The 23,440-nt window shown below is 54.6% G+C and carries 17 protein-coding genes; 9 read left to right on the plus strand and 8 right to left on the minus strand.

All coding sequences use genetic code 11. From position 1 onward, the window contains the following. Positions 1-99: 99 nt before the first annotated feature. Complete coding sequence (gene lhgO, locus RE6C_RS14595) at positions 100-1,371, plus strand: L-2-hydroxyglutarate oxidase (RefSeq protein WP_008657708.1); 1,272 nt, start codon at positions 100-102, stop codon at positions 1,369-1,371. Between the two features lie 24 nt (positions 1,372-1,395). Here the strand turns inward: lhgO and RE6C_RS14600 are convergent, their stop codons facing one another. Both RE6C_RS14600 and RE6C_RS14605 read right to left on the minus strand, forming a co-directional pair. Continuing rightward, positions 1,396-2,502: a cobalamin synthesis protein/P47K family protein gene (locus RE6C_RS14600; protein ID WP_008657709.1), complete on the minus strand. Its 1,107-nt coding sequence runs from the start codon at positions 2,500-2,502 to the stop codon at positions 1,396-1,398. A 150-nt stretch (positions 2,503-2,652) separates the two neighbouring features. Further along, on the minus strand, positions 2,653-2,985 hold the full coding sequence (locus RE6C_RS14605) for an ArsR/SmtB family transcription factor (protein WP_008657710.1): 333 nt from the start codon (positions 2,983-2,985) through the stop codon (positions 2,653-2,655). A gap of 142 nt (positions 2,986-3,127) precedes the next feature. On the opposite strand from RE6C_RS14605, the gene RE6C_RS14610 reads away from it, so the two are divergent. Continuing rightward, complete coding sequence (locus RE6C_RS14610; RefSeq protein ID WP_236618221.1) at positions 3,128-4,519, plus strand: O-antigen ligase family protein; 1,392 nt, start codon at positions 3,128-3,130, stop codon at positions 4,517-4,519. Here the strand turns inward: RE6C_RS14610 and RE6C_RS14615 are convergent. The 3 genes from RE6C_RS14615 to RE6C_RS14625 all read right to left on the minus strand — a co-directional run bounded on the left by RE6C_RS14615 (position 4,509) and on the right by RE6C_RS14625 (position 10,271). Next, the gene (locus tag RE6C_RS14615) at positions 4,509-5,999 is read right to left on the minus strand and encodes a DUF1501 domain-containing protein (RefSeq protein WP_008657712.1); all 1,491 of its coding nucleotides are present in this window, start codon (positions 5,997-5,999) and stop codon (positions 4,509-4,511) included. The genes RE6C_RS14610 and RE6C_RS14615 overlap by 11 nt on opposite strands. A 64-nt stretch (positions 6,000-6,063) precedes the next feature. Next, on the minus strand, positions 6,064-9,696 hold the full coding sequence (locus RE6C_RS14620; RefSeq protein ID WP_008657713.1) for a PSD1 and planctomycete cytochrome C domain-containing protein: 3,633 nt from the start codon (positions 9,694-9,696) through the stop codon (positions 6,064-6,066). Further along, positions 9,693-10,271: a sigma-70 family RNA polymerase sigma factor gene (locus RE6C_RS14625; RefSeq protein ID WP_008657714.1), complete on the minus strand. Its 579-nt coding sequence runs from the start codon at positions 10,269-10,271 to the stop codon at positions 9,693-9,695. Before RE6C_RS14625 ends, RE6C_RS14620 begins: the two co-directional genes overlap by 4 nt. 188 nt (positions 10,272-10,459) lie before the next feature. Between RE6C_RS14625 and RE6C_RS14630 the strand changes: the two genes are divergently transcribed. From RE6C_RS14630 to RE6C_RS14650, 5 genes are all read left to right on the plus strand, one after another. After that, positions 10,460-11,989: a sialate O-acetylesterase gene (locus RE6C_RS14630; RefSeq protein WP_039962112.1), complete on the plus strand. Its 1,530-nt coding sequence runs from the start codon at positions 10,460-10,462 to the stop codon at positions 11,987-11,989. 424 nt (positions 11,990-12,413) lie between these two features. Beyond that, the gene (locus RE6C_RS14635; protein ID WP_081605657.1) at positions 12,414-13,664 is read left to right on the plus strand and encodes a DUF1559 domain-containing protein; all 1,251 of its coding nucleotides are present in this window, start codon (positions 12,414-12,416) and stop codon (positions 13,662-13,664) included. A 145-nt stretch (positions 13,665-13,809) separates the two neighbouring features. Then, a complete protein-coding gene (locus RE6C_RS14640) occupies positions 13,810-13,995 on the plus strand; it encodes a hypothetical protein (RefSeq protein WP_008657717.1) in 186 nt (61 codons plus the stop codon). 19 nt (positions 13,996-14,014) lie between these two features. Then, positions 14,015-15,199, plus strand: coding sequence for a multiheme c-type cytochrome (locus RE6C_RS14645; RefSeq protein WP_039962121.1), 1,185 nt, complete (start codon positions 14,015-14,017; stop codon positions 15,197-15,199). Then, positions 15,192-16,601, plus strand: coding sequence for a tetratricopeptide repeat protein (locus tag RE6C_RS14650; protein ID WP_008657719.1), 1,410 nt, complete (start codon positions 15,192-15,194; stop codon positions 16,599-16,601). The genes RE6C_RS14645 and RE6C_RS14650 overlap by 8 nt, the downstream gene beginning before the upstream one ends. On the opposite strand, the gene RE6C_RS14655 is transcribed toward RE6C_RS14650, so the two are convergent. The 3 genes from RE6C_RS14655 to RE6C_RS14665 form a co-directional block, all read right to left on the minus strand. Beyond that, on the minus strand, positions 16,502-18,004 hold the full coding sequence (locus RE6C_RS14655) for a hypothetical protein (RefSeq protein ID WP_008657720.1): 1,503 nt from the start codon (positions 18,002-18,004) through the stop codon (positions 16,502-16,504). The genes RE6C_RS14650 and RE6C_RS14655 overlap by 100 nt on opposite strands. Positions 18,005-18,101: 97 nt before the next feature. Further along, a complete protein-coding gene (gene bshB1 / locus RE6C_RS14660; RefSeq protein ID WP_008657721.1) occupies positions 18,102-18,854 on the minus strand; it encodes a bacillithiol biosynthesis deacetylase BshB1 in 753 nt (250 codons plus the stop codon). Further along, positions 18,851-20,488, minus strand: coding sequence for an outer membrane protein assembly factor BamB (locus RE6C_RS14665; RefSeq protein ID WP_008657722.1), 1,638 nt, complete (start codon positions 20,486-20,488; stop codon positions 18,851-18,853). The genes bshB1 and RE6C_RS14665 overlap by 4 nt, the downstream gene beginning before the upstream one ends. Before the next feature lie 182 nt (positions 20,489-20,670). Between RE6C_RS14665 and RE6C_RS14670 the strand changes: the two genes are divergently transcribed. Both RE6C_RS14670 and RE6C_RS14675 read left to right on the plus strand, forming a co-directional pair. Next, positions 20,671-21,525: a metallophosphoesterase gene (locus RE6C_RS14670; protein WP_008657723.1), complete on the plus strand. Its 855-nt coding sequence runs from the start codon at positions 20,671-20,673 to the stop codon at positions 21,523-21,525. Positions 21,526-21,772: 247 nt separating this feature from the next. Continuing rightward, positions 21,773-23,332 (plus strand): circularly permuted type 2 ATP-grasp protein, encoded by a 1,560-nt coding sequence (locus tag RE6C_RS14675; RefSeq protein WP_008657724.1) that lies wholly within the window; start codon positions 21,773-21,775, stop codon positions 23,330-23,332. Positions 23,333-23,440: the final 108 nt, after the last annotated feature.

The raw sequence follows: 23,440 nt of genomic DNA on the forward strand, positions 1-23,440 counted from the left end.
AACGAGTCCGAAATCAATGCTGCCCGTGCATGCGGTCCCACCCGATACTCCAAACTTAGGTTTCAAAGTGAGCTTAGGCATGAGTCTTTCGCGAAATTTATGAAACACTACTCGAATCCAGCCCTCGATTTGGCGGTCATCGGCGGAGGAATCGTCGGCCTGGCCACCGCGATGACGTGGTTGCAAACCCATCCAGGTCAGCGTGTGACGGTGCTGGAAACGGAGGCTCGGGTCGGCCAACACCAGAGCGGGCACAACTCGGGTGTCATCCATTCAGGGATCTACTATCAGCCCGGAAGTGAGAAAGCTTTGTTGTGCCGGGAGGGCAAAACCAAACTCGAAGCATTCTGCGAAAAACACGGGATTCGCTGGGAAAAATGCGGAAAAGTCGTCGTCGCAACGGATCCTAGCGAACTGAATTCGTTGGAACGAATCATCGAGCGAGCGGACCTCAACGGAGTGGAATTTCGACGGATCACAACCGACCAATTACGGCAACTCGAGCCTTCTGTTGCGGGTGTTGATGCGATCGTGGTTCCCGAAACGGGCATCGTGGATTACCGGTCGGTTTGCGACGCTTATCGGCATTGCATCGAAGAGATGGGTGGCAGCGTCCAATTGGGTTTTCAGGTCCAACACTTGGACGCGGATGACTCCGGCGTTCGTATGGCTGGTGTTGATCACAATCAATCAAGCGGGAAGTTTGATATCCGAGCCCGATCGGCGATTGTGTGCGCGGGGCTGCACAGCGACACGCTGGTTCGGCAAAGTGAATCCGATGCCTCCCGTTCAGATACAGAATCATTGTCAGAGGAAGTTCGAATCATTCCATTTCGGGGCGAATACTATGAGCTGCGGCCTGAACGGCGTGGTTTGTGTCGCAATTTGATCTACCCGGTTCCGGATCCCGCGTTCCCATTCCTTGGTGTGCACTTCACTCGGATGATCGATGGAAACGTCGAGTGTGGTCCCAATGCGGTGCTGGCTCTCGCCCGAGAGGGTTACCGATGGCGTGACATCGATGTTCGATATTTGCAACGAACGTTGGGGTACAGCGGCTTTCGTCGGTTGATCCAGAAGCATTGGCGGAAAGGCCTCGGCGAAATGAATCGTTCGCTACGAAAGTCCGCCTTTGTCACGGCACTTCAGAAGCTTATCCCTGAACTGCGTGCCTCGGACTTGATCCCCGCTCGAGCAGGTGTGCGGGCTCAAGCCGTGCGGGCCAACGGCGAATTGGTCGATGACTTCTTGTTCCGATCGACGCCCAATGTCACTCACGTGTTGAACGCACCCAGCCCCGCGGCGACGGCATCGCTGGCGATCGCGCGTCGGGTCATCGAACAGCATCAGAACCAAAATCCTAATTCCTAAAATATCGGTTTTGATCGCGGTTGCTCACACGCTGCGGTAGGTCGGTTCTGGACGACCGGGACGGAAGCTGTCCAGTTGGGTTGTTTCGGTGTCAGCGTTCAGTCGAGTAGCCAGCAATTCAATGACTTGCTCGACCTCTTGAGTCAACGATTCCGGCGCCAGGCGAACTCGAGCGTTGATGATCGCTTTCGCGGTTGAAGTGTTCGTGCCAGAAGCAATCGACAAAACAGTTTGTGAATCGCTGTCGATCAAGTTGGCAACGCTAACCGGTTCGTCATCGGTTGCGTTGGCACTGCAGAGCACTTTCAAGTGTCCGGGTTCGGCACCCAGTGACAGCAAACGTTGTCGCAGTTCATCGACCAATCCCACGCTGAGTTCATCGAGTGCAAACGCGTGCTCACTGTTGAAGTTCACCGTTGCATTGAGCCAACCAAGTTCGGCTTCGCCATCGGCGTACACGTCGTAATCAACTTCCATCATTGATTCACGATGTGCCGCGTTGCCCTGAAACGCTTCGTACAAGACATCCAAGTTCTCGCCGGTTTTGGCAGACAACGGGATGACTTTGCGACCTGGGTACTGCTCGTTCAGCTGCTCCTTCAATGCTTGAACGTCTTCGTCGGACAATTCATCGATGCGGTTGAGCAGGATGATCTCGGACTCTTCAAGTTGCTTGCGAAAGATGTATTCGGCTTTCTCGGAAAATCCTCCGCCAACACCCGACAGAATCTTCTTTCCATGATTGGGTTTTAAAACCACGGCATAGGGACGATGCACAAACTTTTCGCCGAGACGTTCCATCATCGGGACCGCGATCGTCGCGATCAGGTCCGTGCAGCTTCCAACCGGCTCTGCGAGAACAACATCGGGGCGTTGTCGGTTTTCGAACTCTTCCATCGCGTCGGTCAATCCGTCGAAGTTGCAGCAGAAACATGATCCGGCAACTTCGTTGACTTCCAATCCTTGGCTCTTAAGCAACTGCGTGTCGACCAAACCAGTGGCTTGATCATTGGTCACGATGCAAACGTGTTTGCCTTCGGCTCGCAGTTGTTTGGCTAGTCGTGCGATGAGCGTGGTTTTGCCGGCTCCCAAGAAACCTCCGATCATGATGAATTCAATGGGCTGGAGCATTGTGAGTCTCAACGGTTGAAGATGAACGGGAACCACGACGGAACGCCGTTAGAGGCAATTCCGCGACTCGGACATTCTGACGATCGTCAGAACGTCAGTCAATCAGCTACCACGTCGCTCGTCGGTTGAGCCGCTGGCCGCTGGGGCTCCTCACGAAGGGTTCATCGGACCCATGTCGAGTTTGCAGCATCCCAGATTCAACGCGGACTGCTTTGCTTTTCCGCGACTGGGAAGCATGCCTTCCTTCAGCGAGTAATAGATGAATTTCCCTTCCCGCTCGGTTTGCACCAAATCGGCGTGAAAGAGGACTCGCAAGTGATGAGAGACGGTGCCGATTTCCTGTTCGACCAAAATCGCGAGATCCGAAACGCTCAGCGGACCGGATTGCAAAGCTCGTACGATTTGCAAACGCAAAGGGTCGCCCAGAGCCTTCAGGTAGACCGCGCACTGCGATTCATTCGGTTCGGAAGATGTCGAGGTCATGGCCGGATTGTAGAGAAACAGATTGCGACACGGCAATCGGCGTCCGCAATATCGCCTCATTGCGGGGCATTCAGACGAACGGAGTCTGTTTCTGTCGTCACACGATCATGGCAATTGTCCCCTGTCGAACTAGAGTGAGTTCATGTCCCCCCCGGCCGGAACGTCGCTCTTGGAAGAACCCGACGACCAAGACTTTGACGAACAAATTGACGAACCGATGCCATCACCGGATCCACAACGCGGTGCTTTGGAAGGATTGTTCGCGCTGGCGTGTCCGCTGCTTTTGACCCTTGCGGTGGCACTGAATCCTTTGGATCAATCCGACTCGACTCCGGCTGGTTCCGCGGGTGCTGGTTTGACGATGGAGGTGGCCTTGAAGTTGCTGTTGTCCGCCGCGGTTGGTTCAGTTGCTTTGTTGGGTTGGGTTCTTTGTCCGGCTGTTCGCAAGCGTCTGATGAAATTCCCGGGTTGGATTTTGGTGGCTCTGGGTGGCGTGTTTGTCGTGACCAGTGCGGTGGCGTTTGGTCCCGCCGCAACCGTGTCTCGCGCCGCCGCGATGATCAGTTGTGTGTACATCGTCTTCATCGCGGTGACGTTGCAGTTCTTGACGCTACGACAAACGCTTCAGTGCGTGCTGCTCGGATTGGTGCTGCATCTGATCACGGCATGGTGTCTGTATCTCGGCGGTGGCGAGACAGCGGTCTATCAAGAAGAACTGGGGCAGTCTCTCATCATCGAGCGCATGGGCAGCACGGCGCACCCCAACTCGCTCGGACGCATTGGTGCATTGGCGATTCTGGTTTGCTTGGGACTTTGGCGAACAAGAAAACGTCCGCTCACTCCCAGCATGATTGCGATGATGGGATTCGTTTTCGTGATCTCAGTCGCGACGATGTTTGAATCCATGAGTCGGACCGCGGTGGTTTCTTGCGCAGCATCCGTGTTGGCCGTGATGATTGATCGGCTAGCCAATCGTCGTGGAGTGGCAATTGGTTTGTGCATTGTGATGGGGATTTGTTTGTTGGTGCTGACGGTTGGGTTGTTGTCGGAAGGTTCCGATGTCGGTAGCCGAGCGGTCGCGGTGGGTACCAAGACCGGTGACGTCGACGAACTCACATCCGCTACGGGACGAACCGAAATTTGGGCGGAAGCGATCCGCTACATCGCTCAACGACCGCTGACCGGATGGGGCCTGAATAGCGCGCCGTTGTTGCTGGAAGACTTCTCGCATCACACGCACAATTTGTTGCTGCATGCGATGTTTTCGGCGGGTATTTTGGCTGGTATCTGTGTTGCCGCACTCATCGCATGGACGGTGTACCACGCGGTGACGGTTGCCGATCCATTGTTCCGTGGAATTGCGGCCTACATTTGTGTCTCGGGTTTGTTCGAAGACACCGCGTTTGAAACGTTCCCCTTCGCGTCGACCCTGTTATGGTTGCTGGTGTTGCTCGCCGCATCGGTTGAAATGCCGCGATCAGACGATCCGGACGATGTATCGCTAGTTCATTTGGCCCGCGATCTCACGCGATGAGATCCCGAATGACGTGAGCTTCTTCCACTCCGGTGAGTCGCTGACTGAGGCCTCGGAATTTGAACGTGAACCGTTCATGATCGATTCCTAGTAGGTTCAATACAGTTGCATTGAGGTCACGGATGTGGACTGGGTTTTCAACAATGTTGTACGAGAACTCATCCGTCGTTCCATAGTCGAAACCGGACTTCACGCCGCCGCCGGCCATCCAAGTCGTGAAGCAACGACCATGATGGTCACGACCTGAACTTGGGTTTTCGAGCTGGCCTTGGCTGTAGACGGTGCGACCAAATTCGCCGCCCCATATCACCAGTGTGTCATCCAGCATGCCCAATCGCTTTAGGTCTTGAACCAAGGCCGCCGAGGCTTGATCGACGTCTTTGCATTGACGTGGCAACTGGTTTCGAATCGAGATGTGTTGATCCCATCCACGATGGAACAATTGAATGAAACGCACGCCGCGTTCGGCCATGCGTCGAGCCAGCAAACAATTCGCGGCGTATGAACCGGGACGCCGTGCGTCTTCGCCATAAAGCTCAAAAGTGGATTCCGGTTCGTCGGACACATCGGTCAGTTCAGGCACCGACGTCTGCATGCGGTAAGCCATTTCATAGGCCTCGATGCGGGCCAGTGTTTCCGGATCGCCCGTGGCTTCCGAATGCATTTGGTTCATCCGCCCGAGCGTGTCCATGAGTTGTCGGCGTGAGTCTCGCGAAACGCCATTCGGGTTCTTGAGATAGAGCACCGGGTTCGCACCGGGACGAAGCATCACACCTTGATGGCTGGAAGGCAGATATCCGCTGCCCCACAACCGCGAAAATAGGGGTTGGCCGGGGTTCTTTCCGCTGCCTTGGCTGAGTAACACCATGTAGGCGGGGAAGTCTTCATTCTCAGATCCCAACCCGTAACTCAGCCACGCTCCCATCGACGCGTGTCCCATTTGCTGTGACCCGGTGTTGATGTAGGTCACCGCGGGATCGTGGTTGATCGCTTCGGTCCACATCGATCGAACGATTGAGATATCGTCGGTGATCTCTTGCAGGTGCGGCAACAAATTGCCAACCCAAGTCCCGTGCTGGCCACAACGTTTGCCACCCCACAATGGTTTGACGACGGGAAACTGACTCTGTCGAGATGTCATCCCGGTCAGTCGTTGCCCGCCGCGAACGGAATCAGGCAAGTCGGTGCCGTGGAGTTGTTCCAGTTCGTCTTTGTGATCGAACAGATCGATATGACTTGGACCGCCGGATTGAAACAGGTAAATGACCCGTTTGGCTTTTGGGGCAAAGTGTGGCAATCCCGATACCAGACTTGATGGGCTTTGGTCCGCTGATGCAGCCGCATTGGGATTGGCCTCAGCCGCCAGAAGCTTTCCGAGTGCCATCGCACCGAGACCCGCCGCCGAGCTGCCAAACAGCGATCGGCGAGTCATCATTTGCGATTGTCGCAATCCGAGTTCGTGAATCAATGATTGGTTCATGAGAAGATGCGTTTCGATGTGGTGGACGGTTGATGGATGACGGCGTGAACGTTGGTTGACTCGATCAAAGTCGGGTCAGCGTCTCGCTCAAATTCAGCAGCAGCGTTGCGACTTGCATCCATGCCGCGTGCTCGACGGGGTCCAAGGTTGCCGAACGTGGTGATTCGCCAACCGAGACGGCGGCCAGGGCGTCTTCGGGTGACTCGGCAAAGCGTTCTCGTTCGGTCTGCAACAACGACAAAACGGCGTCACGTTCTTCGTCGTTGGGGATTCGACCAACGACGACTGTGAAAGCCTCATCGATTCGATTGGCATCCGAAACGGACTTTTCGTTTGACGCGGATTCGATCAATAAGCGTTCGGCCAAAGCGCGAGCGGCTTCGGCGAACTGGGGATCGTTCAGAGTCACCAAGGCTTGGATGGGCGTGTTCGTCGCTCCACGATCCATCGTGCAAAGTTCACGACTGGGTGCATCGAAGGCTGCCATCGCCGGATGAGGACTGGTCCGTTTCACGATGGTGTAGAGGCTGCGTCGATACAGCTTCTCACCGTGATCTTGCACAAAGACTTGTTTGGTCGCCGGCGTGCTGCCGAAGTGGCTGACTTCTTTCCAAAGTGCCGGCGGTTGATACGGCTGCAAACTTGGGCCGCCCACGCGAGGCACCAACAGATCGCTGACCGCGAGAGCTTGGTCGCGAATGAACTCGGCCGGCAAACGGAACCGCGGACCGCGTGCGAGCAAACGATTCTTGGGGTCGAGTTCGATCTGTTCCGGTGTGGCAGAAGATTGCTGACGATAGGTCGCGCTGCTGACCATTTCGCGAATCAACTGTTGTTGTTTCCAGTCGATCTCAACGAAGTGTGTCGCGAGATAGTCCAGCAATTCCGGGTGACTGGGGTACTCGCCTTGCGAACCAAAGTCCGCTGATGTGGCGACCAACCCGGTACCGAAGAACAACGACCAAATACGATTGACCGCGACGCGAGAGGTGAGTGGGTGATCGGGACTTATCAGCCAACGAGCCAAGTCCAATCGGTCCACTTTGTCATTTTCATCGGCAAGTCCAGGTAGCACCCTGGGTGTCGTTGGAGTGACCCGATCCGTGGGCGAATCGTATTGGCCTCGGTCGAGCACAAATGTTTCGCGAGGTTTCTTGGCCGTGTTCATCACCATGGTCGAGAAAGTTCCGGTCAACACATCACGACGTTCTTCGAGGTTGCTGATCCGGGTTCGCAACGGTTGGAGCTGATCGCTCGTTTGACGAAACTTTTCGAGGACCGTTTGTCGTGTGGTGTCGTTCCATTCGTCGGACGGAGTTTGAATGGCATCGACTATCGAATCACTCCAGCGACTGTCGGTGTCATTGCCAGCGAACGGTTGGATTTGCCATTCGTACGGAAGTGATTTCCCCTGGCCAAAGACCAACAGCACGCTCAGATACGGTGTCGTTTGAGGATCAATCGGTTGATCGAAAGTCACTGTGAGATGTTGTTCTGATTGGCCGGTGGCAGGTTGCCACCAACGTTCATTGCTTTCGTCCCGGATTGATTCCGCTGCGTGTCCTTCAGCTTGAGTGCTCGCGGTGACTTTGTGGAATGAGAGCTGACGGTGGTAATCAACTTGGTCCGCCGGTTGTTGCGTTGCCGAGATCAACACGGTGGTGACCTTGGGGACCCCCTCGTCAAAGGGCGTGAGGACCATCGGTGGTTCAGTTGGCTCGGCTGCGTCTTCTTTGTTTGCTTCTTGTGCGGGTTTGGCTGGACCGGGTCGCGGGTGGAAGGAGACACGAAGGCCGGTGATCGGTGATCCATCGGTCAACTCATCCGCCGACAACCGCAACGAATGACTCATCCCACTCAATCCGCCGCTGGGTTGAGCGAGCTTCACCGTGCCGTTTGCATCAAACTCCATCGCACCGCGAAGGTTCGGCGAGGAAACATCCAGCAGTTCGATCGGCACATACCGAAACTGGTCACCGCGTGATGCTTCTTCCTGACGTTGCGATTCCAACCACGCTTCCAAACCTGCCGTGGTTTCCGCCAGTTGCGCACGTAGCTGCTCCAGTTCTGATTCAAGTTGCGGCAACTCGTCAGTTTGCAGCACCGTTTTGGCCATGACGTTTGGAGCCGCATTGCGACCCGAATTTCCGTCTAACCCGTTGTCTTGTATTTCGTTGAAAAACGCGAAGAACTGATAGTATTCACGTTGTGAGATCGGGTCGTATTTGTGGTCATGGCATTGGGCACAACCCATCGTCAAACCCAGGAATACTTCACTGGTTGTTTTCACCCGATCCGCGACATAGTTGGTGAGGTTTTCCTCCGGGATCGTGCCGCCTTCGTGCGTGATCATGTGGTTGCGATTGAAACCCGTCGCGATCAGTTGTGACTCGGTTGGATTGGGAAGCAGATCTCCCGCGAGTTGTTCCGTCAAAAACTGATCGAATGGCATGTTGTCGTTGTAGGCCTGGATCACCCAGTCACGCCACAACCACATGTGACGACCGCCGTCGATCGAATAGCCGTTGGTGTCGGCGTAGCGAGCTTGATCGAGCCAAGGAAGGGCCATTCGTTCGCCATGATGTGGCGAGCTCAATAACCGGGTGATCGTTTCTTGATAGGCGGACTCGCCGTGCTGTTGGTAGTCGCGGACGAATGCGTTGACTTCTTCGGGCGTCGGCGGCAAACCGGTTAAGTCAAAGCTCAGTCGACGAATCAGCGTTCTCGGATCAGCTTCTGGGGAGGGTGCCAGATTGGCCTCGACCAAACGTTGAGCCACGAAAAAATCGATGTCATTGCGTGCCCAGCTCTTTTCGGATTGTTCCTCGGTAAAATCAACCGTTGGAACTTCCGGCATCGTCGGCGAGATGAATGCCCAGTGGCCTTCATAGGCGGCACCTTCTTCGATCCAACGCTTCAGCAGCGTCTTTTGCTCCTGCGTCAAAGCGAGATGAGATTCCGGTGGCGGCATCAACATGTCCGGATCGTCACTGATGATGCGCTGCCAAGCCTCGCTGTCTTCCACGTTGCCAGGCACAATCGGTTGGTAACCACCAAGATCCGTCGTCGCACCTTCCAGAGTGTCGAGCCTCAAGTCAGCACGGCGTCCATGTTCGTCTGGGCCATGACAATGGAAGCAGGTTTCCGAAAGGATCGGACGAATGTCACGATTGAACTTCAGCTTGCGATCGCTGGCGGAGTCAATCTCGGGAATTGATGCCACGGTCAACGCCGGATGGTTCATCGAACCGGAGGAGTTAATGACTTTCCATGGATTCGGCGGACGTCGATTCGGTGAGCGTTCCGGATCGGGACTGTTGGCTGTTTGTGTCGTTGCTTGATCGACCTGAGTCGACGAGGTTGCAGTTTCGTCGACCATCGCCAAGCCAGAACGACCCGATGTGGGCCAGGTCTGCAACCAAATCAAATTGCCAATCACCAGCGCGCACGCGGCGACACTCCAAACAAGAAACGAGTGCATGGCGGAGGTGGATGTTGTGTCCGGCAAATTCACCAATGGTTTGGTTGAGGGTTGCCGTGAAACCAAGGCTTCATCCAGTTCGCAAAGATCGAGGTAGTGATCCAAGGCTTCCGTGTCTGACGCCAAATGCTCACGCAACTCGATGGCTTGATCGTCTGTCAGCTCATTCGCCAAGTGGGCAGCAAGCAGTTGATCGATTGGTTCCCGGGAACTCATTGGATTTCCGCCGTTTGGTGAGAAATGGGAGGATCGGAGAGAACGTCAGCTTCCGAGTGGTCACCGCATTGTTGAACGCAGCGGATCAAACTTTGGCGAGCCCGGTGAAGAGCTTGCCCGATCGCATTGGCTTTCCGCCCGGTCGTTTCGGCTAAGTCGTTCAGCGTCTTGCCCTCCAAGTAAAAATGCTCGACCAATTCGCGTTGATGATCGGGCAATTGTTGCAAGCAGTGATTCAGTCGTTGCCAATCGCTTTCGCGTCGATGTTGTTCCATCCGCTCACGATGACGTCGTTCGATGATCTCGTGCAGACGTTCATCAAAGAGCATCACGGATGATGACGTGGCAAGTTTGCGGATTTGATTTCGATGATGGTTGATGGCAATTTGACTCAACCATGCAACGAAGTTGGTTCCTTCTTCAAACGCGTTTTGCTTTTCCATCGCGGTGACGTTCGCTGATTGCAGCACGTCCTGCGCAGCGTGCACCGATCCGGTGAGCCTGATCAAATAACCAAGCACAGGACGTTGGGCCTGCTGAAGCAGGTCTTCAAATGCCTTGCACGAACGAGTCAAACCGTTGGGTCTCCACCAATGAGATGTAAGGAGCACGCTTCGTTTTACTCGGAAATTTCGAACTTTTGTGAAATCGGTCCCACGCCCAACCGTGGTGGGGAAGCGATTATGCTGCTGCAGACGATCCCACCTTCCCTTCCTACCTCGGAGAATCCTTCACCATGAAAGTGTCCCTTTCCACCCGGTTATTGCTTGCCGGAGCCGCAATCGCGAGCTGTTTAACGAGTCCGATAGGCTCAACCGCACAAGCCGAATTGATGATGCCAGCGATCTTTGGCGATTCGATGGTTGTGCAACGAAACGAGCCCGTGCACATTTGGGGTTGGACTCAACCCGGTCAAGAAGTCAGCGTTCAACTGGGTGATCGATCAGCGAAAGGAAAAGCCAACGACGAAGGCCGATTCGACATCTCGGTTCCCTCTCTTCCCGCGGGCGGACCCTACGACCTGACTGTCAAAGCCGATGAAACAAAGACGTTCACCGATGTTTTGGTCGGCGAAGTGTGGATTTGCTCCGGACAATCCAACATGGCTTGGGCGGTGCAAAGTGCCAACGATGCCGATCTGGAATCACTCTCAGCCGATTACCCCGAGATCCGTTTGATCTCGGTTCCACAAGTTGGCACGCAAGAACCCCAACGCGACTTCAAAGGCAAATGGACGGCCGCCGCTCCCGATACCGTCAAGGACTTTTCCGCCGTTGGATACTTCTTCGGGCGACAACTTCATCAAACGTTGGACGTGCCCGTTGGCTTGATTGACAACGCTTGGGGTGGATCCGCCGCGGAAGCTTGGATTCCTCGCGATGTTTTGGAAGCCGACGGCAAGTACGAATCGATGCTGTCCGGTTGGGACAAACGCATGGCCAATTACGACTTCGACGCGATGGTCAAATCATGGGAGGAAAGGCATCGCAAGTGGGTAGCCGATGGTCGGAAGGGCAACGCACCTCGGCGACCACGTGATGAATCGGCCGGCAACCATCGTCCCGCCAACATTTACAACGGTGTGTTGCTGCCGACGATTGGCTACACGATTCGCGGTTCGATTTGGTATCAGGGCGAGTCAAACGCGGGTCGAGCTTACGAGTATCGCGATTTGTTCCCGTTGATGATTCAAACGTGGCGAGACAAGTGGGGCCAAGGCGACTTCCCGTTCTACTGGGTGCAACTGGCCGACTTTCGATCAGAAGTCGACGAGCCTACCGACAGCAGTTGGGCAGAACTTCGCGAAGCTCAAACGATGACGATGTCGCGATTGCCAAACACCGGTGAAGCCGTGATTTTGAACTTGGGCGAATCAGCTGACATTCACCCGAAGAACAAACAAGACGTGGCCAAACGATTGGCTCGATGGGCGCTTGCCAAGGACTATGGCTACGACATTCCTTATCGAAGCCCAACCTATCGTGATGTGAAGTTCGAAGACAACAAAGCGATCGTCAAGTTCGATCACGTCGGTGGTGGATTGGACACGTTTGATGTTCCCCAGCTGATTGGATTCACCATCGCTGGCGAAGACCAAAAGTTTGTTCACGCGAATGCAAAGATTGTGAACAAGGACACCATCGAAGTGTCAGCCGAGTCGGTCTCGAATCCGGTCGCCGTGCGATATGCCTGGGCCGACAATCCAGTCTGCAACGTGCAGAGCAAAGAAGGTCTGCCAATGACTCCGTTCCGAACGGACGACTGGCCAGGCGTCACGCAACCGAAGGAATGATGGAAGTCATTCATCAATGATCGATCGTCGACAACCGCCCGTGCAGAATGCCCGGGCGGTTGTTTTTTGGTGGGTCCGGCACGCTTCAGGTCAGTGCATGCCTCCGTAGAAACCCTCCGTACGGTAGTTCACCAGTGGTCAAACAGGTGGATTTTCCCTTGTTTGTAACAGGGTTGTCCACCGCGAGGGAAATATCGAAGGCGAATCCATTAAGGGAAGATAAGGTGCCTTTAACGTTTCCTGGAGGGTCCAGGAGACACTCTGGCACTTGACAATAATTCTCATTTTTCGCCATAAACAACTCATAAATTGCTTGAAAACGCTCAACTTGCACCCTTAGGATCTCTATACGTTTGCACGGGGGGTGGAGATATTCACCGACCGTCTTTTCGAATTCATTTCGCAAGAAAGAAACGAGAGAACGATGATTGGGCACAGAAAACATTCATTGAGAAGGGCGTTCACGCTGGTGGAGTTATTGGTGGTGATCGCCATCATTGGGGTCCTGGTCGGTTTGTTGTTGCCGGCGGTTCAGGCGGCTCGCGAAGCAGCGCGACGCATGAGTTGCAGCAACAATTTCAAGCAGCTCGGGCTGGGAATTCACAATTACCACTCTGCATTTAACCAGTTGCCACCTCATGGTGGCGGGACAGGTGCAGGACTTGAAACTCCACCGGCTTGGTGGCGTGCGAGCAACACGGCAAATCGGAAGAGTCTAAGCGTAATGGTCGCTTTGACTCCGTATTTTGAACAGCAAGGATTGTGGGAACAAATTTCGAATCGCAGTTATGAAACTGTGACCGGTGCGGCACCACCGGCACCACTTGGCTACTGGCCCGCGATGGGACCAAGTCCCAAAGCCTATTCGACCAATCCAGGCTACATCCCCTGGCAAACGGAGATCGCCATGTTGCGTTGTCCAAGCGACCCAGGAAGAGGTTTGCCAGGACGCGGGCGAACCAACTACGGTCCATGCTTGGGCGACTCGCCACAGATCCAAATGCAACAGCATTACAATTTGGCAACATTTCTGCCCAGCATGAACAATGGAAATGTCGTCAGGGCAAAAGCCGCCCACCGTGGCTACTTTGCTCCTTACTCCTCTTTCAAATTTCGCGACGTGCTGGACGGTTTGTCCAACACAATTGCTATGGGAGAGATTGTTTCCAACCTGGGTGACAGAGCGATTAACGGATCGTTGTCATGGAACGGAGGCGGAGCGGACAATGACGTGACGAACAATCCACTGCACTGCGTGGAATCGAATGAGATCGATCCGGAACGGCCTCGTTTCTGGTGCCCCAATGGAGCAAGCCATTGCTCGCCGCCGGTATCGGTCGTCAATGCCGAAACCAATGGCCGGGGGATGAGTTGGGCATCGGCATTTCGGTTGTCGATATCTGGAGTCTTCACGGTACGTCCCCCCAATAGTGAATTGTGCATTGGTCACTGGGCCGACCATCCTGGCACCTTCTCTCCTAGCAGTCATCACCAAGGTGGTTGCCACATTCTGATGGGCGACGGTGCGGTGAAGTTCATCAGCGATTCAATTGAAGCCGGAAACCAAAACGCGCCCATGATCAGCTCCACCAATCAACCGGGTTCTGCCAGTCCCTACGGTGTTTGGGGAGCACTGGGTAGCAAAGCGGGCAAGGAAACTATTTCCGAATTCTGACTTGCAAGCTGATCACATCACGCGTGTAAATCTGCACGCACATTCTTGATCGAGTCACGGTTGAACATTGTGGCTCGATGAGTCTTTCACTGAGGTGAACAGGCTCACTCTTTGTTTCAACTTATTCTATTTTATTCAGGTACATATGATGACGAAAAACATGTTGGCTCTGTTCTTCTCTAGTTGTTTGCTAATCGGCGGAGTGGTTGGCTGTGACGACTCGGGTAGTACTGTAATTGCTCCTCCCATAGAAGAATCCACAACGGAAGTTCCCGGCGGCGAAATGAGCGAAGAGGAGTACGCCAAGGAACTCGAGAAGTCCATGCGTTGATGCGACAGGGTTGATGAGCATGCACATCAGTCGGCGGCGAATCGGATGGAAGGCTGGTAGCCTTTTCGCATTGGCCGTTGGCTGGGTGGTTCAATCCACAAGTGTGCCAACAACGTCGGGTGACAGCCCGAGAGAAATCGACCAATTGAACGTGGCAGCTTTGCCCACATTTGTGGGCAAAGCCGTTTGTGCAGAGTGTCATCGCAGCAACTTTGAAATGCATCGAGCATCGGGGCACGCTTCCACGTTTACTCTCACGAGTGAACCAGTCGTTTCGAATTTGTTCGATGGAAAGACGGTTGATGCGGGCGAGCTCCACGGCTTGTTCCACTATCGATCCTCAGAAGAAGGGTTATTGGTGCTCCGTGCTTTGGATGAATCGGTCGATAAAATGGTACCGATGAAGTTTCCGTATGCGTTGGGGTCAGGTCGCAACGCGATTACTTTGTTTTCAATCTTACGAGAGGAAGCGAAGACATCCTCTATCATGGAACATCGTGTTTCGTGGTATCCGGGCCGAGAGGGTGAACCGTCGAATCATCGAGTCACGGACTCACGACAAACCGGTCGCTTTGGATTGACGCCGGGGCACACGAACTCGGAACCTCTGGACGCAATAGATTGTTTCGGTGAGAGGATTCGTGGGGAAAAAATGGATTCGTGCATCGAATGTCACACGACTTCGGGGAAGATTGTGGATCACGAATTGACGGATCTGATCCCAAATGTGGACTGCGAAAAATGCCATGGTCCAGGCAGTGAACATGTTCGCCTGGCTCGGCGAATGGACAATCCTCCCGCTTTTTCTGTTGGCCGTTCAGATTGGGACGGCGAATCTGAGATTCAACTGTGCGGGTCTTGTCATCGCCTTCCTCGGCACGTGTCTCCGAAGGAGCTGCGTGACTACTCCAGCGAGTTGTTGCGATTGCAGCCAATCGGATTGCTGCGCAGTGAATGCTATATCAAATCCGGCCGTTCATTAACTTGTTCGACTTGCCACAACCCACATCAAGACGCTCATTTGAAGTCGACAGCAGACTACGATCAAGATTGTCGAACGTGTCACCAACCACATGTCGAGTCACAAGTGGCTTGCTCGGTTTCAACTGATGGCGGCTGCGTGAAGTGCCATATGCCACCTATCTCGGTGGAGCAGGACATGGTGTTCCACGACCACTGGATTCGAGTTCGCGAAAATGAGTGATCGACATCGACGGACGTTGCGCCGGTCGTTGACGCTGGTTGCTATTGCAGCGATCTCCTCGCAAATTTCATGTGATGCGAGATTGGAACCGAACTCGCCTTCGGAATTAACGGAGGTCCATTCAGAGGTCCAGCAAACAGAATCGACCGCCGAAGTCTTCAGCGACGATCGACCGGACCTATCCGTGCCTCGACCGGATTTTGTTGAACCCGCGATGTCAGTCGATGTCACTGCGTCGCGGGAGCTGGCGGAACAGGCGCTCGCCGATGGACGGATCGAGGAAGCCTACGATCATGCACGCGCCGCCTACCGACATGGCGGCGATGATCCATTAGTGATGTTCGTCATGGCTCGGGTCTTGGGCGAGCGGCATCGATTCGAGGAAGCCATTGCGATCTTGGATTCGGTTGCCTTGCGTGATCCCCAAGCGAGGTTACCCACCCTCGGTCAAACGGCGCAGTGGATGGTTCTAAAAGGAGATTGGAACCAAGCTGAAAAACGGTACAAGGCGATCCTGGATGAGGTGCCTGGCATCGCGATGGTGCATGAGGAAATCGCCCAGCTGTATCTTCGCCAAGGTCGTCGCCATGATGCCGCGTCCCACATCCGACAGCTTTGTCAGTCGGGCACCGTGAAGGAGCACTGGATGCTTGAATTACTTTCAATCTCGGATGCCCCATTCCCGATGAACGGCAGCGAAGAAGATGAACCCATTGGTGTTCTAGGAACAGCACAGGATTTAGTAGCGAATGACTCGCGTAAGGAAGCGATCAAGACGTTGATCAATTCGTCGGGAGAACCATCGGATCTGGAAAAGTCTTTGCTTGGTCGATTGCTGGCTTTGGAAGAAGACCAAGAGGCTCTGACACAGTGGTCCGAAGAAATGGTTCTCACCAATGAATCCAACGCGGACGCTTGGTTTGCGACCGCGAGCCTGCATCAGATGCGAGGTGAGCACGCAAAGGCGGTGACTTGTTTTTGCGAAGCCATTTTGCGTGACGCAACCGATGATGTCGGGTATCAGCGTTTGAGTCAGTCATTGCAAGAACTAGCCATGGATGTGGAAGCCAAACGTGTCTCGGAACGAGCCAAGTTGATCCACCGAACCAAAATGATTGGAGATCAAATCAGGCAGTCAGCGGACGGAAAATACAAACCGGTCGTCGAACTGGTCGGGTTGCTTGAGCAATTGCATCGACGGGATGAATCATTGGCTTGGAATTCGATCGCCGTCGCCAATTCGGGCCGTCCAAAGAACGAAGTCCAACAAGCGATCTTGGAAATCAATGAACAACGCTTGCGTCACTTGGAATCGGAATCGTTTGAGATCGATCCTTCTTTCGTAATATGTGGGTTGGACCTAAATGACTTTCCAAACGTGGCAGATTGGTTGATGTCTTGACGTTTCAACCATGCTCGCCAGTTGCTGGCGTATGTTTGGAGGAATTGGTCGGTGGTGGCTGCGTCCCAGGCTTGGCGATTCCAGGAGGCGGAGATGCAGATCTGGCCCCAATTGATGCAGATGCCCAGAGCGATATTGGTTCCCTCCCGTGCTGGGGGCGATCCGAGCGCGTTTCGAAGGTAAGCATCGCCGATCTGGAGTTGTCCATCCGATTCTGGAAAGAACTTCTTCATTCCTCGCGAAAGATCACCGGTGTAGGTGAGCACGCTGGTGGTCATGTGACGACTTTTATCGATCACCCACCGCATGAAACGTGGGTGTTGAACCGCCGCAGCCAAACCATCCAGAAAATCCATGTGCACGCGGGTTTCCTTGATTGCCACCACTTCGTCCGCGACGCTTGAAACGAGTTGCTCAATATCCTGGCATTGGTCTTTGCGTCGTCCTAAGAAAGCGAAGCTGAGCCGATTGGTTGCGGGCAGATTCAAGTCTCTTCGAGATCGCAAATCGACCGGCATCATCACTCGGTAGCGAATCGCTTTGCCTCCGCCGTGGGTTTGTTCCCATTGCTCAAAGGTTTGGAACAGCATCGCGATGGCAAGGTCGTTGACTCGGATGGACGCGTTGCTGCAAGCTCTCTCAATCGAGGCTGATTCTTCCTTGCTGAACAGAACATGTCGCAAGGGTTGGCCGATTGCCTGCGACTCAATCTCTTTCTGGGTTGATGCAGAGCCAAACCCTCGGGGTTTGGAAAGAACGGCGGGACGTTGGAAGTGGAAGTAGTAGGCATTCCGAATTCGATCCCAAGTCGTCAACGAACGTTTGGGCGGTTTGGAAAGCAACTCGGAGAAGTCGTTTCGATCGCGAAGACGTTCTGGATTGGGCGCGGAACGCGAAGATTTTCGAGAGGTTTTTCCGCATTCTGGATCGCCCGTTGCCCGCGCGTAACGCGTGAGGGTCCCAACAAGGACTTGCCGCATTCCCACGCCATCGCCACAAGCATGATGCAGTTGGACATAGAGGCGACTGCCGGTTTCCTCGGGAACGTACCAGAAGCGACATCCCGACTCACGAAACAAATCGAAGGGTTGAGTCTGGGGATTGTCAGCGGGGCCGGTGGTCAATGGCAGGTCATCGTTGGTCAGTACCTGCGGTGCCAGATCTGGATCAAAATGCCAAAAAAATCGCTCGCCTTCACGCACCAGTTTGCAAGCGAGCAACGGGTGATCTTTCACCGTCTCGTCCAACGCGTTCTGCAAGACGGGTAGCTGCAACGGCGTCGAGAATTGCAGCTCGATCAACATGGCGATCGGACAAGACTCTTTTTCATCCAGGACGAAAAAGGTTTCCAGTGGCGTCAGCGGCAAAGGAAACAGCGGCTCGTCTGATTCCTGTGCAGGCATTTTGGAAACTCAAGCGTCAAAGAAAAGGGAGCGCGTCGCTCTCGAGAACAGGCTAATCCGCCGATGACAAAATGCAATTTGGGAACGACACGGGCTCTCAGAGCAAGTCTCGCAAACTGGTCATCGCAAGAGGTTCTTTGGTTGCAAACGGCTCGCCGTACTGGCGATCGATCAAACGACCCCAGTAAGCCGCATCGTCTCGGAATCGATCGGTCAGGCTTGGAGGGCCCGGGTCGCGACCGGTGATGAACTGGCTTTCGTAAGCACGAATCGATTCGAGTTTGCGGTCCCACTGTTCAGAGATATCGACGATCCAGCTGGGTTGCACCGCCAAACGCAGGTGAATGCAAAAGTAATAGTAAATCCGCTGGGGATGATGCCGCGGACCCGGCATCGCCGTTTTGCTGAGTTTGGAATGAAACCGTGCCGCTTCGACCAGCTGAGTCGCAGCAACGTGATCTGGATGAGCGTCTTCGTGGTAGGGTGCGAACAACCATCGCGGTCGCAAACACCGAACGAAAGAAGCAATGTGTTCTCGAGCGGGTAGGGTGGCTTCGACGGCTCGGTTGGTTAACCCGGCGTTGCCCCGCCAAGTCAACTTCGTGATCTCCGTTGCTCGGGCCGTTTCACGCTTTCGGATCTCGAGGCTGCCATGGGGTGTCGGTTCGCCACTGGTCAGGTCCAACACTCCGACTCGCATGCCTTCGTCGATCATTCGCATGATCGTTCCACCCATGCCCAACTCCGCATCGTCGGGATGAGGGGCGACGACCAAAAAATCGAGTGGTTCGATCTTGTCGGGATCAGGATAGGGATCAGAGTCCGTGAACACGGAGGAAGTGACGGTCATCGTTGAGGTAGCTCCAATGCAATGGCTTGATGAGCGTTGCGTACGAGAATGAGGTTGTCGACCACGGTAGGGATGTTCCACGTCTTGTGTTGCAAAGCTGGAATGCGGATCAACTCTCGGTAGTCATCGGGATCGGCGGCAACCAGCACGACCTCTCCTTCTTCTCCTTGCACCACCAAGACGTCTTCGACCAAAACGGCTTGCCCTTGTCCGAGCCGATCTCGACGTGATTGCTCCCACAGTCGCTCGCCGGATTCAATGTCAACCGCTTGCAAGGCACCGTTGCTCAATCCGTAAGCGACACCGTTTCGAACCAAAGTGTGATTGAATTTGGTTTTCAAAACTCGTGACGAATGCCAAAGCTCCTCGGCAATGAACGTCTCCTTCTCGGAGGAGGCATCGTCGGCGTTCGTCGCGTTGTCGACCCGAGTGACTTGAATCAACGAGCTTCCACCACCGTAGCCCTTGCCGATCAGAAATTGATTTTCACCGGCTGGCATTGCCGCGGCGCAGTTGGCACCCGAGTTGGATTTGCCTTCCCAGGGGAACGACCAAAGGACTTCGCCCGATTCAATGTCATGTCCGGTGATGTCGGCTTCGTTGACAGATACGATTTGTCGTTTGCCGCCAAGGGTCATGGTCATCGCCGAAGCATAACTGATTTGCTGGTCACCGCTTCGCCAAACGGTTTCGCCGGTTGCCGGATCCAAAGCGATCAACGAACGTCCTTCATCCGACGCCGATGCGGGACCACCGAGCGGGAGCACGCAGAGGTTGTCGACAATCAATGGTGAACCAGAGCGACCCCATGAGATCGCTTGTTCCGATTCTTCGATGGTCCACCCTGCGATTTCAATCAGGTCACGTTTCCAAAGGACTTCGCCATCGGTCAATTGCAAGCACCAAACGGTTCCCGTGGCACCCTGGGCGTAGACTCTGCCGGGTGACAATTCGGTCGCCGGAATAATCGCGGGTGTCGAACGTGGGCCACCTCCGCCGAGTGCCTGAAAGTGAATCGCCTCATGTTCGACCAACCACAGCAATTGCCCATCCGAAAGTCGATAGGCGGTGACGCACTCCATTTCACCACGTTGTTCCAAGGTCACCGCGATGCCGTCAGCGACCGCAAACGATGACCATCCTTCGCCGATGCCGATGTCCCATCGCCGAGTGATTTCGTCGACTGAGTTTGGAATCTCAAATTCGCGTTCTGGCATCACTCCCGTGCGATCGTTTCCCAGAAACTCCAACCATGAACCTTCTTCGGTTGAGCTCTGTGCTTCCACCGCGAGCTCACCTGAGTCGGATTCGGCCAATGGGGTGACTTTCAAAGCAGGGGTCTTGTTGTTTCCGAACCGCCACGAGAACCGAGGAACCATTTCGCCCGAAAAACTTTCGAACCGGAGAAGCGTGCCCCCTGCGACAATGAGTGCCAAACAAGAAGCCGGAACCAGCCACGCTTTCGCGGCGGCTGAACTGGCTCGTTGCAGTTGATACAACACGAATAGCAACGCGATTCCGCCGGCCGCCAGGCTTTGCAGCAGAGCTTTTTGATAGTCGGTTTCGTGGGCTCGGGACTGAATCATCCCGACGACGATGATGCCTGCGATCAGGGCGACCAAAGCCTTCAGCACATGGCGGCGGACGGCGGTTACTTTAGTAGGCACGGTTTTCGCGGGTTCGAAACCTGTTGGTTCAGAATCCGAGGGTGTCGAATCGGGAGGAGTCACGGTCATGGTCGACCAAACACTGCGAGAGAGAAATGTTGAAGCGTAGGAAAAAACAACTATCGGAGAACGGTAACACGCCGCCCAGGTTGGCGGAATTAGTTCCCGAGTCTGATCCTACCGATCCGCTTCAACTGGCGTTCATCTCGGATCTGCATCTGTTCAGTTCACGCTGCAATTATGAGCGGCATGAAGCGACAATTCGGCGGGCGGTGGAGGCCTCGGACGTCTGCGTTTGGGGCGGAGATCTGTTCGACTTTTGCTGGAGTCGGATCGGTGGCGGCGATGTGTCTCGCAATGCCGCGATCGATTGGTTGGAAGCCTGGCGAGCCGAATTTCCGGAGAAGACGTTCGTTTATCTCACCGGCAATCACGACGCCCAAGCGGCTTTTCGCGAGTCGCTGGATCAGTGGGCTCGTCCGCACACTCAGCCCGAAAACTTGTCACCGAGCGATACCAATGGGGACAACTCGGACTCGACGGGGGCAGCTCAGCACGTTCGGCTGCCGATGCGACCGGGTTCCGTCTATGTGGGATTGGATGCGATTCGTCTGGCCGACACATTGATGGTCCACGGCGACGTGATCGAGGGTGGTCGCAATTCTGTCGGACTGGATCAATATCGAAACCGTTGGGCTCACGAACCAGCCACCTCGCCGGCCAATCTACAAAACGGTTTGTACGACGCTGCGGTGACCGCGCGATTGCATTTGGCCGCGGCGGGAGTGGCACATCGTCGCCGGTCGACTTGTTTGCGCTTGCTTCACTGGGCGAGGCAACAACCTGATTGGATGCACCACAACATTGGCCAAGTCGTGTTTGGTCACACCCATCGGTGCCTCCGTGGTGTCCATGTCGCTGGAATCGACTTTTACAACGCCGGCGCCGCGGTCAAACACGTGAAATTTGAACCCGTGGTTCTGCCGTTTTCGGTCAGTGTTTGAGTGACTCATACGTTCGTTTATGGCATTCACCGCACTGCTAATGCTTCACGGAGGAAATCTAACCTTCCTTCGAGAACGTCACAGTCAAGTCGTTTCATTGTCACCATTAGTTGAGATACACTGCAGCGTATCAGTCAGAGGCGGACTGGCCGTGAACCCCCGCCGATTTTTCGGTGGTTGAGAGGGATGAGTGTCGTCGTGTTTACTCTGTAGGCCGGTTTCGCGAACGCGACCGGTAGATTGCTCCATGCAAAATCACCCACAACAAACTCAGTCGCCGCTGGCTCAGGCGCAAGCCGGTCAGTCGCAGAACGGACAAATGCAATCCCAATCGGGAACGGTTCCGTGTTTGCCCGGCTACGAAACCGGATCTTTCTTTGACGAAGTGGTGGATCAAGACTCGTTTGCGCGGCCCGATGCGGTCGCGTTGGTGGATCTGATCAATCGTTTGCCACCGGGTGAATTGAATCGTCGACAGTTGGCGATCGAACGGTCGCTGTACCAGATGGGCATCACGTTCACGGTTTACAGTGACTCAGCGGGCACCGAGAAAATCATGCCCTTTGACATCGTTCCGCGAATCATCTCACCGGATGTTTGGACGCATATCGACACTGGTTTGAAACAGCGTATTCGGGCGCTGAACCGTTTTTTGTCGGACATCTACAACGAACGAAAGATTATCGAAGACGGCATCATCCCGGCATCGATCGTGGATTCGTGCCCGGCATACTTGCCTCAGTGCAAAGGTCTGCGTCCGCCGCATGATGTTTGGTGCCATATCACCGGGACCGACTTGGTTCGCGACAACGACGGGAACGTCTTTGTTCTGGAAGACAACCTGCGATGCCCGTCCGGCGTTTCGTACGTGTTGCAGAATCGCTCGGTGATGAAGCGGAACTTCCCGCAAGCCTTCACGGCATCGATGGTCCGCCCGGTCAGTGATTATCCCGCGCGGCTGTATCAGATGCTTCGCCGGATGGCACCGAGCCATATTGCCGATCCAAATGTGGTCGTGCTGACACCGGGTGTCTACAACAGCGCCTACTACGAACACTCCTATCTGGCACACCAGATGGGCGTCGAGTTGGTGGAAGGACGTGACCTGTTGGTCAAAGACGATCGTGTCTACATGCGAACGACCGATGGACTTCAAGCGGTGGATGTGATCTATCGACGTGTGGATGACACTTTCCTCGACCCAAAAGTGTTCAATCCGAAATCGGTCTTGGGAGTTCCCGGGTTGATGTCGGCTTATCGTGCCGGCAATGTGGCACTCGCAAATGCACCGGGCACCGGTGTTGCTGATGACAAGGTTGTCTACGCCTACGTGCCGGAGATGATTCAGTATTACTTGGGTGAAGAACCAATTCTTTCGAACGTGCCGACATACCTGTGCGATCGCGAAGAAGACCGCGCCTATGTGCTGGATCACTTGGACGAATTGGTTGTCAAAGCGGCTGGTGAATCGGGTGGCTATGGCATCTTGATCGGGCCGCATGCCACGCCAGAAGAACGTCAAGAATTCGCGGCGAAGATCATCGACAATCCACGCAATTACATCGCCCAACCGACGCTGCAATTGTCTCGGGTTCCGACAATGGTGGACGATCACCTTGAAGGACGTCATGTCGATTTGCGTCCGTACATTCTTTGCGATGGCCCAGACGATGTGTGGGTTTTGCCCGGCGGTCTGACACGAGTGGCACTCAAAAAGGGTTGCCTCGTCGTAAATTCATCCCAAGGTGGCGGTAGCAAAGACACTTGGGTGGTCGCACAGGCTGGTGAAACCATCGCGCGGGTCTAGAACCGTTCGCAGGGTTTGTTTGGCCGCGATGGCTACTCTGCATTGATCCGCTTTCGCCATTTTCAATTCAATCGCGCAGTCGCTTTTCTTTTCATCGCTGACACCACT

It is taken from the genome of Rhodopirellula europaea 6C (assembly GCF_000338295.1).
GTDB lineage: Bacteria > Planctomycetota > Planctomycetia > Pirellulales > Pirellulaceae > Rhodopirellula > Rhodopirellula europaea.

Excerpts from the sequence above, each read along its gene's own strand:
- RE6C_RS14620 (WP_008657713.1), bottom strand. The coding sequence starts at position 9,696 with ATGAGTTCCCGGGAACCAATCGATCAACTGCTTGCTGCCCACTTGGCG.
- lhgO (WP_008657708.1), top strand. The coding sequence starts at position 100 with ATGAAACACTACTCGAATCCAGCCCTCGATTTGGCGGTCATCGGCGGA.
- RE6C_RS14675 (WP_008657724.1), top strand. The coding sequence starts at position 21,773 with ATGCAAAATCACCCACAACAAACTCAGTCGCCGCTGGCTCAGGCGCAA.
- bshB1 (WP_008657721.1), bottom strand. The coding sequence starts at position 18,854 with ATGACCGTCACTTCCTCCGTGTTCACGGACTCTGATCCCTATCCTGAT.
- RE6C_RS14645 (WP_039962121.1), top strand. The coding sequence starts at position 14,015 with ATGCACATCAGTCGGCGGCGAATCGGATGGAAGGCTGGTAGCCTTTTC.
- RE6C_RS14640 (WP_008657717.1), top strand. The coding sequence starts at position 13,810 with ATGATGACGAAAAACATGTTGGCTCTGTTCTTCTCTAGTTGTTTGCTA.
- RE6C_RS14605 (WP_008657710.1), bottom strand. The coding sequence starts at position 2,985 with ATGACCTCGACATCTTCCGAACCGAATGAATCGCAGTGCGCGGTCTAC.
- RE6C_RS14615 (WP_008657712.1), bottom strand. The coding sequence starts at position 5,999 with ATGAACCAATCATTGATTCACGAACTCGGATTGCGACAATCGCAAATG.
- RE6C_RS14655 (WP_008657720.1), bottom strand. The coding sequence starts at position 18,004 with ATGCCTGCACAGGAATCAGACGAGCCGCTGTTTCCTTTGCCGCTGACG.
- RE6C_RS14610 (WP_236618221.1), top strand. The coding sequence starts at position 3,128 with ATGTCCCCCCCGGCCGGAACGTCGCTCTTGGAAGAACCCGACGACCAA.
- RE6C_RS14650 (WP_008657719.1), top strand. The coding sequence starts at position 15,192 with ATGAGTGATCGACATCGACGGACGTTGCGCCGGTCGTTGACGCTGGTT.
- RE6C_RS14600 (WP_008657709.1), bottom strand. The coding sequence starts at position 2,502 with ATGCTCCAGCCCATTGAATTCATCATGATCGGAGGTTTCTTGGGAGCC.
- RE6C_RS14635 (WP_081605657.1), top strand. The coding sequence starts at position 12,414 with ATGATTGGGCACAGAAAACATTCATTGAGAAGGGCGTTCACGCTGGTG.